The sequence below is a fragment of the Paraburkholderia sediminicola genome, from assembly GCF_046026855.1.
GTDB classification, from domain to species: Bacteria; Pseudomonadota; Gammaproteobacteria; order Burkholderiales; family Burkholderiaceae; genus Paraburkholderia; species Paraburkholderia sediminicola_A.
Map to the genome: position 1 here is coordinate 211,783 of NZ_JAQQET010000007.1, position 17,621 is coordinate 229,403.

At 60.6% G+C, this 17,621-nt stretch carries 14 protein-coding genes; 5 read left to right on the forward strand and 9 right to left on the reverse strand.

Features of this window, described 5'->3' with window-relative positions; translation table 11 throughout:
• Complete coding sequence (modA, locus tag PQR40_RS10425) at positions 1-825, forward strand: molybdate ABC transporter substrate-binding protein (RefSeq protein ID WP_408508941.1); 825 nt, start codon at positions 1-3, stop codon at positions 823-825.
• A gap of 258 nt (positions 826-1,083) precedes the next feature.
• Here the strand turns inward: modA and PQR40_RS10430 are convergent, their stop codons facing one another.
• Together PQR40_RS10430 and PQR40_RS10435 are read right to left on the reverse strand one after the other, a co-directional pair.
• Positions 1,084-1,869 (reverse strand): transporter substrate-binding domain-containing protein, encoded by a 786-nt coding sequence (locus PQR40_RS10430; RefSeq protein ID WP_408508942.1) that lies wholly within the window; start codon positions 1,867-1,869, stop codon positions 1,084-1,086.
• A gap of 52 nt (positions 1,870-1,921) precedes the next feature.
• A complete protein-coding gene (locus PQR40_RS10435) occupies positions 1,922-3,085 on the reverse strand; it encodes an amidohydrolase (RefSeq protein WP_408237949.1) in 1,164 nt (387 codons plus the stop codon).
• A gap of 133 nt (positions 3,086-3,218) precedes the next feature.
• Here PQR40_RS10435 and PQR40_RS10440 point away from each other — a divergent pair, with 133 nt between their 5' ends.
• Positions 3,219-4,127, forward strand: coding sequence for a LysR family transcriptional regulator (locus tag PQR40_RS10440; protein ID WP_408237952.1), 909 nt, complete (start codon positions 3,219-3,221; stop codon positions 4,125-4,127).
• A gap of 37 nt (positions 4,128-4,164) precedes the next feature.
• Here the strand turns inward: PQR40_RS10440 and betA are convergent, their stop codons facing one another.
• From betA to PQR40_RS10455, 3 genes are all read right to left on the reverse strand, one after another.
• Entirely contained in the window at positions 4,165-5,856 is a 1,692-nt protein-coding gene (gene betA / locus PQR40_RS10445) for a choline dehydrogenase (protein ID WP_408508943.1), read from the reverse strand.
• Positions 5,857-5,899: 43 nt separating this feature from the next.
• Complete coding sequence (locus tag PQR40_RS10450) at positions 5,900-7,426, reverse strand: purine-cytosine permease family protein (protein WP_408335032.1); 1,527 nt, start codon at positions 7,424-7,426, stop codon at positions 5,900-5,902.
• A gap of 131 nt (positions 7,427-7,557) precedes the next feature.
• A complete protein-coding gene (locus PQR40_RS10455) occupies positions 7,558-9,066 on the reverse strand; it encodes an aldehyde dehydrogenase family protein (protein WP_408508944.1) in 1,509 nt (502 codons plus the stop codon).
• Positions 9,067-9,350: 284 nt separating this feature from the next.
• On the opposite strand from PQR40_RS10455, the gene PQR40_RS10460 reads away from it, so the two are divergent.
• Positions 9,351-10,283: a LysR family transcriptional regulator gene (locus PQR40_RS10460; RefSeq protein ID WP_408237964.1), complete on the forward strand. Its 933-nt coding sequence runs from the start codon at positions 9,351-9,353 to the stop codon at positions 10,281-10,283.
• Here the strand turns inward: PQR40_RS10460 and PQR40_RS10465 are convergent.
• Complete coding sequence (locus PQR40_RS10465) at positions 10,280-11,422, reverse strand: branched-chain amino acid ABC transporter substrate-binding protein (RefSeq protein WP_408238071.1); 1,143 nt, start codon at positions 11,420-11,422, stop codon at positions 10,280-10,282. The two genes, PQR40_RS10460 and PQR40_RS10465, sit on opposite strands and share 4 nt — an antisense overlap.
• 225 nt (positions 11,423-11,647) lie before the next feature.
• Here PQR40_RS10465 and PQR40_RS10470 point away from each other — a divergent pair, with 225 nt between their 5' ends.
• Entirely contained in the window at positions 11,648-12,571 is a 924-nt protein-coding gene (locus PQR40_RS10470) for a LysR family transcriptional regulator (protein WP_408237967.1), read from the forward strand.
• Between the two features lie 74 nt (positions 12,572-12,645).
• Here the strand turns inward: PQR40_RS10470 and speB are convergent, their stop codons facing one another.
• On the reverse strand, positions 12,646-13,623 hold the full coding sequence (speB, locus tag PQR40_RS10475) for an agmatinase (protein WP_408237970.1): 978 nt from the start codon (positions 13,621-13,623) through the stop codon (positions 12,646-12,648).
• Between the two features lie 468 nt (positions 13,624-14,091).
• Between speB and PQR40_RS10480 the strand changes: the two genes are divergently transcribed.
• Positions 14,092-14,916, forward strand: coding sequence for an IclR family transcriptional regulator (locus PQR40_RS10480; protein WP_408237973.1), 825 nt, complete (start codon positions 14,092-14,094; stop codon positions 14,914-14,916).
• 4 nt (positions 14,917-14,920) lie between these two features.
• Here PQR40_RS10480 and PQR40_RS10485 read toward each other — a convergent pair whose 3' ends face one another.
• Together PQR40_RS10485 and PQR40_RS10490 are read right to left on the reverse strand one after the other, a co-directional pair.
• Positions 14,921-16,222, reverse strand: coding sequence for an MFS transporter (locus tag PQR40_RS10485; RefSeq protein WP_408508945.1), 1,302 nt, complete (start codon positions 16,220-16,222; stop codon positions 14,921-14,923).
• Positions 16,223-16,332: 110 nt separating this feature from the next.
• Positions 16,333-17,523 (reverse strand): M20 aminoacylase family protein, encoded by a 1,191-nt coding sequence (locus tag PQR40_RS10490; RefSeq protein WP_408508946.1) that lies wholly within the window; start codon positions 17,521-17,523, stop codon positions 16,333-16,335.
• Between the last annotated feature and the right edge of the window lie 98 nt (positions 17,524-17,621).

The window sequence follows — 17,621 nt, forward strand, 5'->3', positions numbered from 1 at the left end:
ATGGTACTTCGCACCCTTCTTTCCCTCGTTCTCGGTAGCACCGTGAGCATCGCGTCGGCGCAGCAAGCACCCGCTGCTCCAGTTGTCACGATCTATGCTGCCGGAAGCATGGGCGGCGCACTCGCCTCTATCACGCAGCAATACACCATGGAGTCCGGCCAGAAAATTGATCTCGTTACAGGGCCAGCAGGTCTTCTGCTGAACAAGATCGAGAATTCCGCCAAGGCGGATATTTTCGTTTCCGCAAATATGGCGCATCCGCAACGCCTCACGACAGAAGGAAAGGCTGCCCCTACTGTTGTCTTTGCGAGAAATCGGGTTTGCGTTCAGGCCCGCCCGGACGTCGGCCTCACAACGGACAATCTGCTCGACAAACTGCTCGATCCGAATGTCAAGATCGGCACCTCAACACCAAAGGCAGACCCGGGCGGTGACTATGCATGGGCGTTGTTCGCGAAGGCTGACTCAGTCCACCCCGGAGCGAAGCAGATTCTGGAGACGAAAGCGCAGCAACTGGTTGGTGGCCCAGCAGCGCCTCAGGTTCCAGCTGGTCAGAATCCCGTGAAATACTTTATGGCGACGCGGCGCGTCGATGTCTTCATCGGCTATTGCAGCTCCCACGAAACAAAGCCCGATTCGAGCCTTGTGCAGGTCGAACTCCCGGCCGACCTCAGCATCTCCGCAGACTATGGAATGACAGTCCTGGAGTTGCCGCAGACCGCTACCACGCGAAACGCCGCTTACCGGCTTGCCTTGTACCTGATGAGCCCGGAGGCACAGGACGTCCTCACACGTTACGGGTTCACGCCGGTCGCGCGCCAATAGCATCTCCGCCGTCCGACGCGCTATGGCGTTCGCTTTTCGCCGGACGGTGTGATTCGACAGAGCGTCCAGATTGCGCTCTGAGGTCGGTGATCGGCGGCACGCGCGCTCGTTGGCCACGACTGCCAATAGCCCGGCGAGGTCATCTCGAGGAACGGCCGCTTTCGTTGGATGCTGTTGAACGTCGAATAGCGTGATGCCGGTGTCGTTGCTCGCGTGCGCGCCGCGCGCTGGCAGCGGCGCACCTAGCGGGTGCAGCGGTTACTTCGTGGTCATCCCTGCGTCCAGGTACTTGTGGGTCAACCGGTCTATCGTGCCGTTTTGTTTGAGTTGCGCGATCGCTGCGTCGAGCATCTGTAGCGTGCGCGGGTCGGCTTTGCGCACACCGATCACGCTGCTTGCAGAGAGCAGCGCCGGATCGACGATCTGCGCGCCGGCCAGTTCGAAGTTCCTGCCCTCGGGTTTCGCGAGAAATCCCAGTTGGGCAGCGGCGCCGACCACCAGCGTACCGTCGAGCCGTCCGTTCATGAGGTCTGCGTAGACGCTGTTCTGGTCCTGATACTCGACAATCATCACCTCGTGCGCGGCCCAGTTCAGCCTCGCGAAGGCCGCTTGCGTCGACCCTTGCAGCACCCCGATACGCTTGCCGGCGAGCGATGCCGCATTCGGCTGAAGATGGGCGCTCTTCGCGGCGACGAGGCGGATGTCCGCTGGATAGAGCGGTGTCGAGAAATCCATCACCGCACGTCGCGCGGCCGTGGCCGCGAGCGAAGCATTGATTGCATCGAACTTGCGCGATTGCAGCCCGGCGATCAACCCGTCAAAACTCCCCTCCACCCATTCGCATTTCACATGGGAGGCGGCACACAGGGCATTGCCGATTTCGATGTCGAGCCCCGCGAGCTGGCCGCTCGGCAATTTGTACTCGTACGGCGGATACGTCGGATCGGTACCGAAACGCAAGGTTTCGGCCTGCGCAGACGGTGCGGCGATGAGCGCGGCAGCGGCGAGCGCCGAGCCGAGCACCGCCAGCAGGTGCTGGTTCATAGGTATCTCCTGACTGGATTGAGTGGGTGTTTTCCTGACGCGAAAAGATGGGCTACGCGTCGAGGCGCGCGAGCGCCAGCGTCACGAAGAAGCGCACACCGAGCGGCAGCACCTCGTCGTTGAAGTCGAACTCGGGATGATGGCAATAGACGCCGCCCTGGCCGAGGAGCACGTAGGCTCCGGGGCGACGCAGCAGAAATTCGGAGAAGTCCTCGGAGCCATTGAGCGGCGGGAAATCGCGCAGAACGTTCGCTGCACCGAACACATCTGCCGCTGCGGCGGCCGCGGCCTCGGCCTGCTCGCGATGGTTGATCGTCGCGGGCGAACTGCCGTAGAACGTCACGGCGATTTCGCATTCGGTCGCGAGCGCGACGCCCGCGCAGATCGACTCGATACGCGCCTTCATCCGTGCGCGCACGCTTTCGTCGAACGTACGCACGGTGCCCGTCATCTGCGCGTGTGAAGGAATCACGTTCGACGTGCTGCCCGCATGAATGCTGCCAATGCTGAGCACGGCGGCCGAAGCGGGGTCGATCGCGCGGCTCACGACAGTCTGCAGCGCGCAGATGAGCTGCGCCGAAGCCGCGATCGGATCCTTCGTCCTTTCCGGCGACGAGCCATGACCGCCGACGCCGTTCACGTCGATTCGCAACTCGTCGCACGACGCCAGCATGGCGCCGTCGCGCACGCCGAACGTGCCCGGCGCGAAATGCGGCGCATTGTGCATGGCGTAGATTTCGTCGAACGGAAAGCGGGTTTCGAGCCCGTCTGCCAGCATGGCCAGCGCACCGCCGCCGGTTTCCTCGGCGGGCTGAAAGATCAGCACGAGCGTCCCTGCGAAATCTCGATGACGGCTGAAATGGCGCGCCGTGCCGAGCAGCATCGCTGTATGGCCGTCATGGCCGCAACCGTGAAATACCCCTTGCCGCAAGGAGCGGTGCAACGGGCGCCCTTCTTCTTCCATCGGCAGCGCGTCCATGTCGGCGCGCAACGCGATTACGCGCCCAATGCCCGACGTCGTGCGCGTGCCGTGAATGACGCCAATCACGCCCGTTTTGCCCACACCCGTGTGTGTTTCAATATCCCAGGCGCGCAGTTTCGCGGCGACGAGTTCGCTCGTGCGTGTCTCGTCGAACGCCGTCTCCGGATTTGCATGAATGTCTCGCCGCAATGCAACGAGTTCGTCGATATCGGCGTCGATGACGTTCAGTCCCACTGTCCCTCCTTGTCTTGAGTGCCTCCGGCCGCGCCTCACAGACGGCGGCGGAGTGGCTATACTAGCCAGCGCCGCGACTGGTCAATTTCCAGTTTTTTATGTACATAGCCAAAGCTTATGGGCCGCGGAAACCATGAAAACCACCCAATTGCGCACCTTCGTGGCTGTTGCCGAGTACGGCACGCTGATGGCTGCCGCCGAAGCACTGTGCCTGTCGCAGCCCGCTGTGACCAAGAGCATCAAGGAGCTGGAGGCGCGCCTCGGCGTGCAGCTGCTCGTGCGCAGCGGCTCGGGCATCCGCCTGACGTCGTATGGCGAAGCGCTGCTCAGGCGTGCGCGCACCGTCGTTACTGAAATCGCGCGGGCCGAGCAGGAACTGGAGGAGATGAAGTCGTCGGCTGGCCGGACACTCGAGATTGGCGTATCGCTGCTCGCCGCCTCAATCGTCGTGCCGGACGCGATCCACGCGTTCCGTACGCGCTTTCCCGACGTGCAGCTCGACGTGCACGAGTACCAGACAACACGGCTCATCGACGGCCTGCGCGACGGCTCGTTCGACATGTGTATCGGTTTTACCAGCGAAGGGGACCCGAGCAACGAGTTCCGCGTGACACCGCTCGGCACCGTGTCGCAATCGCTGGCGGTCAAACCAGGCGATCCGCTTGCGGGTGAGAAACAGCTTGCACGTTTGCGGGACGCGCACTGGCTCTACAATTACACGCGCAAGAGCGTGCCCCCATTCTGGGCCGCACTGATCGCGCACGCGGGCGCCACAGCAGGGACGATTGCACCGCCGTCGCGCGTGACGGTGTGCACCGCGCGCAGGCTCTATACGGAGCTCGCCAGCGAGGCCGGGGTGGTGAGCGTCTGGCCAGACTTTCAGCTAAACGAGGAAATCGAGCGCGGCACGCTGGAGCGTGTTGCACTCGATTTCGCGCTACCTCGCCTCGCGCTCAGCCTGATACATCGCAAGGATCGCGTGCTGGACAACGCGGCGGAGTATTTTATCGACTGTCTGAAGGACAACGCGCTCCCGGATTGAATGCGCGGCGGACGTGACAGCCGCCGGCTTCCCTACGCTACCCTACATGCAAATCTCGCGTCGGCGCATGCGTGCGTTGCCGCGTCTCCCACCCCTGGGCGAGGCCCACGTCCGCGTTGGACGCCGGCAGCATGGACACCGCCCGGACCAGGTCAGACGCACGTTCGGCGAGCATGATCGTCGGCGCATTCAGATTGCCATTGGGCTCAGTCGGGAATACCGACGAATCGATCACCCGTAAGCCCTCGATACCGTGAACCCGCAACTCGGAGTCGACCACAGCCATATCGTCTTCTCCCATGCGACACGAGCCGCACGGATGCATGGTGCTTTCCAGGTTCGCCCTGACGAAGGCGTCGATCTGCTCATCTGTTTGCACGTCCGGACCAGGCGCGAGTTCGGCATCGCGGAAGCGATCCATCGCCGGCTGACCGATGATTTCCCGGGTCAACCGGACGCAGCGTCGAAATCCTTCGCGGTCCTCTTCGCGATCCAGGTAGTTGAAGCGGATCTCCGGGTGCGTATAGGGATCGGCTGACGTCGCTCGAATATAGCCTCGGCTCTTCGGCTTGTTCGGTCCGGTCAGCACCATGAACCCGTGGCCCTTGAGCGGCTTGTCGCCGTCATAGCGCATGGCTGCCGGCAAGAAATGGAATTGAATGTCCGGCCAGCGCAATCCCGCTTCTGAGCGGATGAATCCACCCGCCTCGAAATGGTTGCTGGCACCGAGGCCATCCTTGAACAAAAGCCAGCGTAGCCCGATCATGAATTTGCTGAACGGGTCCATTTTCGAATTCAGCGTGACGGGTTCCTTGCAGGCGTACTGGATATAAATCTCCGCGTGATCCTGCAGGTTCTCGCCCACGCCCGGCAGGTCATGTTTGACCGCGATCCCCGCCTGGCGCAACACCTCGGCAGCCCCGATGCCGGAGCGTTGCAGCAAGTGGGGCGACCCGATTGGACCCGAGGCGATCAATACTTCCGCACGGCATCGCGCCGTACGCGTGACCCCGCCTTGATCGTACGCGACCCCGACAGCGCGCTTGCCTTCGAGAATCACGTGACGTGTCATCGCATTAGTAACCACGGTCAGATTGGGCCGCTTCATCGCGGGGCGTAGATAAGCGTTTGCTGTAGACCAGCGCACGCCATTCTTGACGGTCATATGCATCGCGCCGAAACCTTCCTGCATATGGCCATTACAGTCGTCCGTCTTGATGTAGCCGGCTTCTGCCCCGGCCTCGATCCACGCACCGTACAGCGGATTGGCCATGTTATTGCCGTTATTGGTGGACAGCGGCCCCTCCGAACCCCGGTACTCGTCGCCACCAAACTTGTAGCTCTCCGCGCGACGGAAATAGGGCAAGCAGTTGCGATAACCCCAGCCTCGAGCGCCAAGCTCCTCCCATTCGTCGAAGTCGCACGCGTGTCCGCGAATATAGACGAGGCCGTTGATCGACGATGACCCTCCCAGCACCTTGCCGCGCGGGCAGTGCAACTGGCGGCCATTCAGATGCGCTTCGGGGGCGGTCTGATAACGCCAGTTGTATTTGGTCGTATTCATCGGCATCGAAAACGCGCTCGGCATCTGAATGATGACGCTGCGATCGCTGCCGCCGTATTCCAGCACCAGAACGCGGACCGCAGGGTCCTCGGTGAGCCGGTTGGCCAATACACATCCGGCCGATCCGGCGCCCACAATGATGTAATCGAATTGCTCGGTAACCATGATATTTGCCTGCTTTCTGGATCTTGACGAATTCGTCTGTGGATCAGTAGCGACTCGTGTCGCCGGTGGTGTATTGCGGTGATGTCTTCTCGATCTGGGCAATGACCGATGCTTCGTACTTCAGATCAAGCGAACGCGACAACACGTAGTAGGCAATGCCCGAGACGAACAGACCAACCAGCCAGGCCAGATCGACGCTGCCCATCGCACGTGAAAACGGGCCGACATACACTTCGTTTGAGCCGTCGAGGACGCAGAAGAACGGGATCATCGAGACAAAGCCGATCGCATAGGCCAGCAAACCGCGCGCGCCCCATTTGCCGTACAGATTGTTGTCAGGCATGAAGAAGTGCGGAATCGCATAGCGCCCCTTGCGGACAAAAAAGTAGTCCGTCAGATTGACCGCGGTCCAGGGCACCAGAAAATACAGCATGACGACGAGGTAAATATTCAGGACGGAGAGTCCCTTACCCGAGGTATAGATGCTCAGCGCCACGCCGAGCTGAAGGATCACCACGAAGACAATTGCCAGAATGCGAGTCCTGAGAGTCGGCTGGACTTTCCGGAACGAATCAACTGCCGTGATAGCCGTCAATTTGGCGCTATAGATGTTCATTGCGATCACCGGCAGAAACGCCAGGATCGTGACGGCAACCACAATGCTTCCCATACCTGGTGCCAGGTCGTTACCCACCTGATCCAACGCGACCAGTACATCGGTTGCGTGCAGATGGTCCGCGAGCCAACCCCCAATCGCGATCATCCACGCGCCCGACAGCGATGCGCCCAGGAACACCGCCGCGATCAGCTTACCGCTCGGCGTGTTTTTCGGCAGGTAGCGCGAATAGTCCGATACATAGGGTGCGTAAGCGATGTTGTAGCTGGCGGCGGCTGCGAATTGTGCAATGAATGCAATCCAGTTGAAGCCGAGTGGTGGTGTCGGCGCCGCGCCCGGTGCGACGGAGGCGAGCGGCACGTCATGCACCCAGTGCATCAGGACGGCCACTGTTACGAGGCCGTAAAGGGGAAGCGACAGATACAACGCCCATTTGAAACTGCGGTGCATCCAGTCATGCCCGAGAATGGCCAGAATCGAAGCCGGCAGCGTGACTGCCAACGCCACCTTGACGGGGTCCCAGTTGAACAGCGCTTTGAGACCCTGCATCATCAACACCAGGTTGACGATGTTGAATCCAGCAAACACGAATAGCGTCGCCAGCAAGACCACGATGACCCCGCGATAGCCGAACTGCGCTCTCGACTGAATCATCTGCGGCAAACCAAGATGAGGACCTTGCGATCCGTGAAAGGCCATGAACAACGTGCCGAACATAATGCCCAGCGTGCCGGCTATCGTCGTCCACAGCGCGCTCAGGCCAATGCTGGGACCAACAAAACCAATAGTCATGGTGAAGAACGTGAAATTACCCAGAAACCAGAACGGTCCCTGCCTGGATAGCCTGTCGGTTCTTTCGTTACCTGGAATGAAGTCGATTGAATGGCCCTCGATGGCACCCGACTCGACCCCAACTACCGCGCGTTCAACTGTTTCGTCTGTTGCTTGCATCATGTACCCCTGGCTGCAATGAGAGGTTGATGGAATAGAGATAGATCCGGCATGCGTGCTGGCCGCGACTTCCGCTCGTCACGTGGCGCTCGGCTCACGTTTATTCGAGGCGGCGTCGTTAGCGTATTTGCGCTTCAGTGCAGCGTGATCCAGACCGCCTTGGTCTCCATCAGATGATCCAGTTGCTCGGGGCCAAGGTCCTTGCCGAAGCCGGACTCTTTGAATCCGCCGAACGGCATTGACGGATCAATGGTGCTATGTGCATTGACATAGACCGTGCCGGCGCGCAACTGCGGGATCAGCTTGTGCACGCGGTTCAGGTCATTGGAGTAAATCGCGGCGGCAAGACCGTACGGCGAATCGTTTGCCAGCGACAACGCATCATCCAGGTCGTCAAAGGGCGCGGTCACCAGCACCGGGCCGAAGATCTCTTCGCGAACTATCTTCATGTCGCTGCGGCAATGCGCAAAGATGGTCGGCTCGACGAAATAGCCTGGCCGGTCCAGTACATGGCCACCCTGCACAACTTCCGCGCCTTCGCGCCGCCCCGCTTCGATATAGGAAGAGACGCGATCCTTCTGAAGCGCAGAAACGAGCGGGCTGATGAAACAATCCCGATCCAGACCGGGGGCGATCTTCAGCTTGCGGGTGTGTTCAATCAGCGCGCCAATGAACTTGTCGTGAATGCCGCGCTGGATGTAGACCCGTGTCCCCGCATCGCAGACCTGTCCGGAATTGAAGAAGATGCCGTTTGCGACCGCCTGGGCCGCCGCCTCGACGTCGGCGTCCTCCAGCACCAGCACCGGTGACTTGCCACCCAGTTCGAGCGTGAGGCGTTTGATGCCTCCCACGGCCGTGTGTCCGACAGTACGGCCCACCTCGGTGGAACCGGTGAACGTGATTTTGTCGATGCCAGGATGGGCGGCCATGGCCGCACCAATTTCGCGTCCACGTCCCGTTATGACGTTCACGACGCCGTCAGGAAGCCCGGCCTCCTGCACCAGCTCCGCGAAGCGCAGGGTCGATAGAGAAGTCAGTTCGGCGGGCTTGATCACTGTGGTGCAACCGGCGGCAAGCGCTGCGGCCACCTTCCATGCCATTGTTTGCAACGGGAAGTTCCACGGCACGATCACGCCGATCACACCGATGGGTTCCTTGCGCGTATAGGCAACGTATTCACCCGGCAGAGAGGGTTCAACCGTGCGGCCGTGGAGCTTTGACGCCCACCCGGCAAAATAGCGGAAGGTGTCGATCGTGCCTTGAACGTCGACGTCACGCGCATTCGCGACGGACTTGCCTACGTCGATCGATTCGATCTCGGCCAGTTCAGCTGCATTCGCCTCAATCAGATCAGCGAGTCGATGAAGCAGCCGTTCCCGCTCAAGCGGCTTGAGCCTGCGCCATGGTCCGCCATCGAATTGTTTGCGGGCAGCTTCGACCGCACGATCCAGATCCGCAGTGGTGCCCAAGGGAATGTGCGTGATCAGCCCGGTGGTGGACGGCTCGATCACGGCGCAGGATTCCCGGTCACCTTGCGGCACCCACGCGCCACCAATAAACATTTTCTGCGGCTTGATGAGAAAGCGTTGCGTCTCTTCAAGGACGCCAAACTTCTCCAGGTAATTTCGTACGACGGTATCCATCTTTGTCTCCTGTGTTACGGATTGACTGCAATTCGGCCTCTAATGGGCCAGTTTCATGCGCGTAGGTCCGCGCGTTCCTGCAACGCCTGGCGAGGACCTCGCGGGATCGCGAGAAGGGTCGGTCGGCCGCTCACAAACAACCGGAGGTCCATCGATATAAACGTGGCTTGTAGCTACGCGGCGTTTTGAGAGACTATGGACGACATGCTCGAGGGTAAAAATCACGTGAATCAGATGTTCATATCGGGAATATCGAAGCAAGCGGTGCAATAGGAGCGACGACGGTGATCCAGTTGCAGGACGTGGACCTCAAACTACTGAGGGTTTTCATGACGGTGGTACGGTGCGGGGGGTTTTCCGCCGCCCAGGCGACCCTGAACGTCAGCCAGTCGACGATCAGCGAGCAGATGACGACGCTCGAAACACGATTGGGGCTCAAGCTTTGCGAGCGCGGGCGGAGCGGATTTCGCCTCACCGAACACGGCATGGCGACGTACGAGGCGGCGCAGCGGTTGCAGGTGGCGGTAGAAAGCTTCTGTGTGGATACCGATGCGTTAAAAAAGCACATCTCGGGAAAGCTGTACCTCGGCATCATCGACAACACCGTAACCGACTCGGCCTCGCCGCTGCCGCAGGCACTGCAAACGTTCGTATCGCGGGGACACGACGTGCATCTGGATGTCTACGTGGGCACGCCTGCCGAACTGGAGGAGCGTGTGCTGGACGGCCGGCTGCACATTGCCGTGGGGCATTTCCCGCTTCATGTGCCGGGGCTAACCTACACGGATCTCTACTGCGAACCGGACGGCCTGTATTGCGGACAGAGTCACCCGCTTGCCGGCCGCTCGCAGGCCGATAACGCGCTCGAACAGGCCATCGCGTCGAGCCGTGTCGTTGCACGGGGCTATCTGCAGCAGCACGACCTTCAAATGCTCAAGGTAAGTAAAGCCGCAGCAACCGTCGACAATATCGAGGCACAGGCGATCCTTATTCTATCGGGGGCATACATTGGATTTCTACCGATCCACTACGCTGCCCGATGGATCGCGCGCGGCGAGATGCATCAGATATGCCCGGACCAGTTCGGCACCCAGTGGCCATTTTGCGCGATCATACGGCGTGCCGCTGTGCCCCCGACCATCCTGCAGGTATTCATGATCGACCTGATGGAAAGCTACCGTACGGCCGAGCAGAAGGCGCACATGGGGCAGGCTTAGGGTTGTGCAGACGCAAGAGGCGTCGGCTCGCCATTTCGATAGTGATAGATGGTGATGGGTGAATCCGTGAGATCGCGGTTCCTGTCGAACCGGTAGTGGCCCGACACACCGCGAGAATCGATGCTCGCCAGCGCAGCGCGGTACTGGGCCGGTTCGATCGAGTTCGCCTTCGTCATCGCTTGCGCCACGATGTTCACGCCATCGTACAAGGCAGCGCTGTAGGTTAGCGGATCGGTTTGAAAGCGTTGCTTGTAGTCCGCCTTGAACCGCCGGCCTTCCGGCGTTTGATCCAGGACGGGGCCGCCTTGTGGGCAATACACGCGCGCGTCGACCGAATCGCCGCCAAGTTTCGCCAGTTCGGCATTACACATTGCATCGCCGCCCAGCAGGTAGCCATTCATTGCGAGGCGCTTCATCTGCTTGCGCAACGCACCGGCCTGCGCGTAGTAGCCACCGTAGAAGATTCCTTCCGCGTTCGCACCCTTGACGTGCGTGAGAATCGATACGAAGTCAGTCGCCTTGTCGGTTGTATATTCCCGATCCACAATCTCGATGCCGTTGGCTTTAGCCGCCTTGACGAATTCATCGGCGACGCCCTGGCCATACGCGGTGCGATCATCGATCACGGCGATACGTTTGATCTTCAGTTCCTTTGCTGCGAACTCCCCCATCCGGCTGCCAAGTTGCGTATCACTGGCGGAGATGCGAAACACGAACGGATAGTCGTGCTGCGTGATCGACGGATTCGACGCGACGGTCGCCATCACGATGCCTGATCCGTTCACGAGGTTCGAGATCGGAATCGCGACACCGGAATTAAACGGCCCGAAAATAACCTTCACGTTGGCGTCCACCAGGCCTTGCGCGACCGTCATACCGGTACGCGGATCGGCGGCGTCGTCTTGCGAGACCAACTCGAAGCGAGTTTTCTGACCACCGATCACGAGACCCTCGGAATTCAGACGCTCGATCGCCATTCTCACGCCGTTTTCGTCGTCCTTGCCGATGGCGGCTTGCGGGCCGGTCAACGGCCCCGTCAGACCGATCTTGACGACCTGCTCACCCGCTGTCGCGCTCAGGGAGATCATGCTCAAAGCGACTGCTGTCAACCAGCTTGCACCTGCGTATGGCTTCTTCATCATGCTCTCCTCACCTCGAGTGGTGTGCCAGACGGTGTCGCCGACGAGCCGCGAACCTTACCGGCATGGCACAGATAACATCGCTTGACCCCATCCGTCGCGACCGATCTTCCGATGGTCGGACAGTTGGGTTGATGGCAATTCTGTGTAGCCAAATTCCCCAATAAAATGCACCATTGATGAAATGCACTTCGGAACCCCCCGAAGTAATCGAGGGGCGCCACCATGCAAGTTCAGGACACGGATCTCAAGCTATTGCGAATTTTCGAAACCATCGTGCGATGCGGTGGCTTTGCGGCTGCGCAGCCCATTCTCAACATCGGCGCATCGAGTATCAGCGAGTACATGTCACAACTGGAGACGCGACTCGGACTGCGGCTATGTGAACGCGGACGCGCCGGTTTCCGGCTCACCGAGGAAGGCGCGGAACTGCACGCCGCCGCGCAACGTCTGCTCGGCGCGGTCGACACGTTTCAAATGGAAGCTGGCGCACTGCGCAATCAGCTTTCCGGCGTGTTGCGCTTCGGCATGATCGAGGCGACGTTGACCGACAAGTACTCGCCTCTACCCATGGCGATTCGCGAGTTCGGTCAGATGGCGCCAGAAGTTCGCCTGCATGTGCAGATCGAAACGCCGGGAAGCATGGAGCAGCACGTGCTGGATGGTCGTCTGCATCTCGCCGTGGGGCCATTTCCCGTGCACATTCCCGGCCTCGATTACCTGCCGCTCTATCGTGAGGAACAGGGACTCTATTGTGCGTCGACTCATCCGTTGCACGAACGGGCGAGCGGCAGGGTTCCTGTTTCGGTGCTCAGTAAGCAGCGACTGGCGGCCCGCGCGTATCTCGGCAACCAGGAATTGAAGTTGCTGCACATGCCGGAAGCCGCGGCCTCCGTCGATAACGTCGAGGGCCGGGCCATGCTGATTCTGTCCGGCAACTATATCGGCTTTCTGCCGCCTCACTACGCGCTGCCTTGGGTGGACAACGGCTTGTTGACCCGCATCGATCCCGAGCACTACGTGACGCATCTGGATTTTCAGATAATCACGCGCAAAAGCGGCGAATCGGCACGGGTCGTACAGGCTTTTTGCAACCAGTTGCGGGCTGCGGCCAAAGAACTGGGCCGCGCCTCGCGAAGCGGCAAGTAGCGCCCGCGGCTAATATATCGGCCATAGGTGACCGGGTATCACGTTCAACGCGCCGAAAAGCAATTACGCGCAAATCAGCGAGAAAGGTTTCGTTTGACTTTGCGTTGATGCATGACACGACCGATGGTGTTCAGCAGCAATTGCGCAGCAAGAATTGAAGTCGAACCCGAATGGTCGTAATCAGGTGCAACTTCCACGAGGTCGATGCCGATCACCTCGCCTTGCTCTGCGAGACCCGCGAACAGTTCGAGTCCTTCGTAATACAGCAAACCGCCGTGGCTCGGCGTGCCCGTGCCAGGCGCGATCGACGGATCGAAACCGTCGATGTCGATCGTCAGGTAATAACGCACGCCCTTCGGGATGCGGTCCAGCACACCCTGGATACCGAGGCGGCGGAGATCGCGCACCGAGATAATGTCCGAGCCCATCTCACGCGCTTGCGCATAGCCCTCGCGCGCAGTCGACGACACGTTGCGAATGCCGACTTGCGTCATGCCCGACACAACGCTTTTCTCTGCCGCGCGCCGCAGCGGATTGCCGTGGCCGTACCGCACACCATGACGCTCGTCGACGAAATCGAGGTGCGCGTCGATATGAACGATATGAAACGGCTCCTGACCTTCGAACGCGTTGATGCACGGAATGTTGATCGAGTGATCGCCGCCCATCACCACCGGCAACGCGCCTGCCGCCAATATCTTGCGCACGCCGTATTCGATGTTCGAGTGGCTCTTTTCAGTGTTGGTGTGAACCATGTCCGCATCGCCGATATCGACGATACGAACTTCGTTGCTAGGCAGATAAACGACATCGTCTTCGAAGTCGTATGCACCGCCGTGGCCGAACGAGAACAGTGTCGACGCATCGCGAATCGAACGTGGGCCGAAGCGCGCCCCGGCACGCCACTGGGTGCCGCAATCGAAGGGCGCGCCCATTACCGCGACATCCGCATCGATCTTGTCCCAGTCGAGACACAACGGGGATTTCGCGAACGTGCAGATCCCCACAAACGGCAAATTGAGCCGACCCGTTTCGTAGCTGTTTTCAGACATGATTGCCTCCGTCCTGTTTTATTCGTCCAGATATGGGCGACGCAGAGGCGCCGCCCTCTCCATTGCTGCAGCAACGCTCTTTGTCAGAAGCGAGTGGTGCATCTGAAACGGAGTCTAGGCAAACAAAATCAACGGAAAAATGCCAAAAACAAGAACTACACTTCGGGAGAGTCCGAAGCAATGTTTAAACGTTGCGGGACCGTCGTGTTCATCAAAGGTTCGGTACGCAGGTATCCAGCCGCAACTTTATTTGCAGCATGGACAAATGTGTATGGCGCACAAGTTCCGTTGAATCAATAACTTAGCCTGCCACCTCAGACCAGATTCCATTTATACGGACCTGGAGCAAAAACGGTCAACGTTGGCGAAACAGAAGGCTTAAGCTATCGTCACGCCTTGGCGCAGCATCGCGACGGCTGAATCGCGCAATCGCTCCGCGCACTTCTTCAAACGCACCGTCCTAGGTCTATGAGCCAAGCCCTGCCGCCGTCTTCCGCCGTTCCTGTCAGCGCCGAACCGGCCCCGGACAAACCGGGCGATTCCTACGTGCAGTCGTTCGCGCGAGGTCTCTCGGTGATCCGCGCGTTCAATGCCGCCCGCCCCGAACAGACGCTCACGGACGTCGCGGCCGCTACCGGCCTGACACGCGCCGGCGCACGCCGCATCCTGCTGACCCTGCAGACGCTCGGCTACGTGGAGGCCGAAGGCCGCCTGTTCCGCCTCACACCGAAGATTCTCGACCTCGGTTTCGCGTATCTGACCTCGATGCCGTTCTGGAATCTCGCCGAACCGGTGATGGAAACGCTGTCGGCGCAGGTTCACGAAAGTTGCTCGGCGGCCGTGCTCGACCGCACCGAGATCGTCTACGTGCTGCGCGTGCCGACTCACAAGATCATGACCATCAACCTGTCGATCGGCAGCCGCTTGCCGGCATATTGCACGTCGATGGGCCGGGTCCTGCTGTCCGCGCTCGACGACGAAGCGCTCGAAGCGACCCTGAGCTCGGCGCCGCTCTACGCTCACACGCCGCGCACAGTGACCGATAAGGAAGAGTTGAAAAAGCTGATCGCGCAGGTGCGCCGCCAGGGATGGGCGATCGTCGATCAGGAGCTGGAAGGCGGCCTGATTTCACTGTCCGCGCCGATTCGCAACCGCCAGGGGCGTGTAATCGCGGCGATGAATATCAGCGGCAACGCTCAGCGTAATTCGGCCAAACAGATGGTGAAGGCATTTCTGGAGCCCTTGCAGCAGGCCGCGCAGACGGTCTCCGAGATGGTTGCGCGGCGCGGTTGATCAATCAATCGATCGGCTTATCCGCCGTTTCCTTCAGCATCGCCACCGCGATCAACGACACCACCACGCACGCCGCCACGTAACAGGCCGGCGCCAGCTTGCTGCCGGTCAATTTGATCAGCCAAGTAGCGACCAGTTGCGCGGTGCCGCCGAATACGCACACGCTCAACGCATACGCGATCGAAATGCCGGTGGCGCGCACACGCCGCGGAAACGACTCGCACATCAACGCAAATTCCGACGCCGATCCCATCGAGTAGAACAGCAGCATCAACGCGGTCGCCGACATGATGACCGGCAACTGCGGAAAGCGGTTGATCAGCATGAAGGCCGGAAACAGCAGCAGCACCAGCACGCCACGCCCGAACAGAATCGGCCGCTTACGGCTGCCGATACGATCTGACAGCATGCCGAACACCGGACACATGATGAGCATGACGAAACCCGACGCGACGCCGACCAGCATCGACAGCGACATCGGCAGGCCGAGCGTGTGGATCGCATAGGTCGGCATATAGAAGGTCAGGATGTAGGTCGAGACCGTGCCGCCCATGACGGTGAGCGTAATCAGCACCAGCGGACGCAGATGCTCCGTGAAAAGTTCGTGCAGCACACCGCGCTCGATGGCGTGGCTGTGCGCCCCTGCCGGCTCGTCCGCGAGGCGGCGGCGCAGGTAGATGCCGACCGGCGCGATCAGCACGCCGATCAGAAACGGAATGCGCCAGCCCCAGCTTTCCAGCGACTCTTTCGGCAAAGCGCCCGAAAGCGCCGCCGCAATGCCCGAACCCATCAGCGCCGCGCCGCCTTGCGTCGCCAGTTGCCAACTGGCGCGAAAACCACGCCGCGTGCCGCCGCCCTGTTCCAGCAAGGTGGTGGTCGCCGCGCCGAACTCACCACCCTGTGAGAAGCCTTGCACGAGACGCGCCAGCACGATCAGCAGCGGCGCGGCGAGGCCGATCTGCGCATAGGTCGGCGCAATCGCGATCAGGCCGGTGCTCGCCGCCATCAGCATGATGGTCAGGTTGAGCGCCGACTTGCGGCCCTTGCGGTCCGCATACACCCCGAGCATCACGCTGCCGAGCGGCCGCGTGATGAAACCCGCGGCGAAGGTCGCCACGGACAGGAGCAGCGAAGTCGTGGGATCCGCCGACGGGAAAAACAGCTTACCGATGATCACGGCAAAAAAACCGTACACGGTGAAGTCGAAAAACTCGAGCCAGTTACCGATCACCGCTGCCGCGACTGCGCCGCGGTTGGTGGTTCGGGTAGCGTCGACAGCGTGGCTCGCATCCGTTGTGGCGTTCATCGCGGGTCTTCCTCGTCATTATGATTGTGTGGCTGACGGTGCGAACTCAATGCCCGCTCAACCGCAGCTCATTAGCGCCTGAGTCGCCTTATTGGCCCGGCTTTGGCTCCTCACTGGCCCAGATACCGCTCCACCAGCCGCGTCCAGAATGCCGCGCCGACCGGCAGATTGCGGTCGTTGAAGTCGTAATGCGGGTTGTGTACCATGCAGCCGTCTTCGCCCGCACCGTTACCGATCCGCAGAAACGTGCCGGGCCGTTTCTGCAGCATGAAGGCGAAATCTTCGCTACCCATCAGAATGTCGGTCTGCTCGACCACCTTGTCGTCGCCGACCAGCTCGCGCGCCACCTGCACCGCGAAATCCGTTTCGGCATCCGAATTGATCACCACCGGATAGCCTTCGATGTACTCCACCACCGCTTTGCCGCCATAGCTCGCGGCCTGGCTTTCGGCGAGTTCCGTAATGCGTTTTTTCAGCAGTGTGCGCACTTCGGGGCTGAACGAACGCACGCTCAACTCCAGTTTCGCGCTGCCCGAAATCACGTTGTTCGCGGTGCCCGCATGCATCGAGCCGACCGTCACCACCGCCGGCTGCGACGGATCGACGTTACGCGCCACGATCGTCTGCAACGCCATCACAATGCTCGCCGCCACCACCACCGGATCGACCGTCAGATGCGGACGCGCCGCATGACCGCCGATACCTTCGATCGTGATGATCGCCTTGTCGCCCGCCGACATGAACGGCCCCTTGCGAAACAGCATCACGCCCGGTTCTTCGCCCGGATGGTTGTGCAGACCGAAGACGGCGTCGCACGGGAAACGCTCGAACAGGCCGTCATTGATCATCTTCATCGCGCCGCTGTCGATGCCGCTTTCTTCGGCCGGCTGGAAGTACAGATGCACGGTGCCCGAGAAATTGCGGGTGGCGGCGAGATGTTGCGCGGCGCCAAGCAGCATCGTCGTGTGGCCGTCGTGGCCGCACGCGTGCATCTTGCCGTGCGTGCCACTCGCATACGGCAGTCCGGTTTGTTCGATGATGGGTAGCGCGTCCATGTCAGCGCGAATGCCGATGCTGCGCGTGCCATCGCCCACTTTCAGCGTGCCTACCAAGCCAGTTTGACCGACCCCTCGCGTGACCTGCCAGCCCCATTGTTCGAGCTTCTCAGCCACCAAAGCGCTGGTTTGCACTTCCTCGTAGGCGAGTTCCGGATGGTGATGGATGTGATGGCGGATCTCGCGCAGGCTTTCGGCGGCAGGCACCAGGTCGGACACTTCGGTAAAACGCGCGGCTTCGCTCATCTATCGCTCCATGGGAATTCACGCCGCATAACGCGGCAAACAGGCAAGCACTATAGCTACGCCGTTTTGTTCGAATAAGATGCTGTTTTTTTCACCCT

Bases quoted from the DNA above. Each gene is read 5' to 3' on its own strand.
- modA (WP_408508941.1), top strand. From the start codon at position 1: ATGGTACTTCGCACCCTTCTTTCCCTCGTTCTCGGTAGCACCGTGAGC.
- PQR40_RS10430 (WP_408508942.1), bottom strand. From the start codon at position 1,869: ATGAACCAGCACCTGCTGGCGGTGCTCGGCTCGGCGCTCGCCGCTGCC.
- PQR40_RS10440 (WP_408237952.1), top strand. From the start codon at position 3,219: ATGAAAACCACCCAATTGCGCACCTTCGTGGCTGTTGCCGAGTACGGC.
- betA (WP_408508943.1), bottom strand. From the start codon at position 5,856: ATGGTTACCGAGCAATTCGATTACATCATTGTGGGCGCCGGATCGGCC.
- PQR40_RS10450 (WP_408335032.1), bottom strand. From the start codon at position 7,426: ATGATGCAAGCAACAGACGAAACAGTTGAACGCGCGGTAGTTGGGGTC.
- PQR40_RS10455 (WP_408508944.1), bottom strand. From the start codon at position 9,066: ATGGATACCGTCGTACGAAATTACCTGGAGAAGTTTGGCGTCCTTGAA.
- PQR40_RS10465 (WP_408238071.1), bottom strand. From the start codon at position 11,422: ATGAAGAAGCCATACGCAGGTGCAAGCTGGTTGACAGCAGTCGCTTTG.
- PQR40_RS10470 (WP_408237967.1), top strand. From the start codon at position 11,648: ATGCAAGTTCAGGACACGGATCTCAAGCTATTGCGAATTTTCGAAACC.
- speB (WP_408237970.1), bottom strand. From the start codon at position 13,623: ATGTCTGAAAACAGCTACGAAACGGGTCGGCTCAATTTGCCGTTTGTG.
- PQR40_RS10480 (WP_408237973.1), top strand. From the start codon at position 14,092: ATGAGCCAAGCCCTGCCGCCGTCTTCCGCCGTTCCTGTCAGCGCCGAA.
- PQR40_RS10485 (WP_408508945.1), bottom strand. From the start codon at position 16,222: ATGAACGCCACAACGGATGCGAGCCACGCTGTCGACGCTACCCGAACC.
- PQR40_RS10490 (WP_408508946.1), bottom strand. From the start codon at position 17,523: ATGAGCGAAGCCGCGCGTTTTACCGAAGTGTCCGACCTGGTGCCTGCC.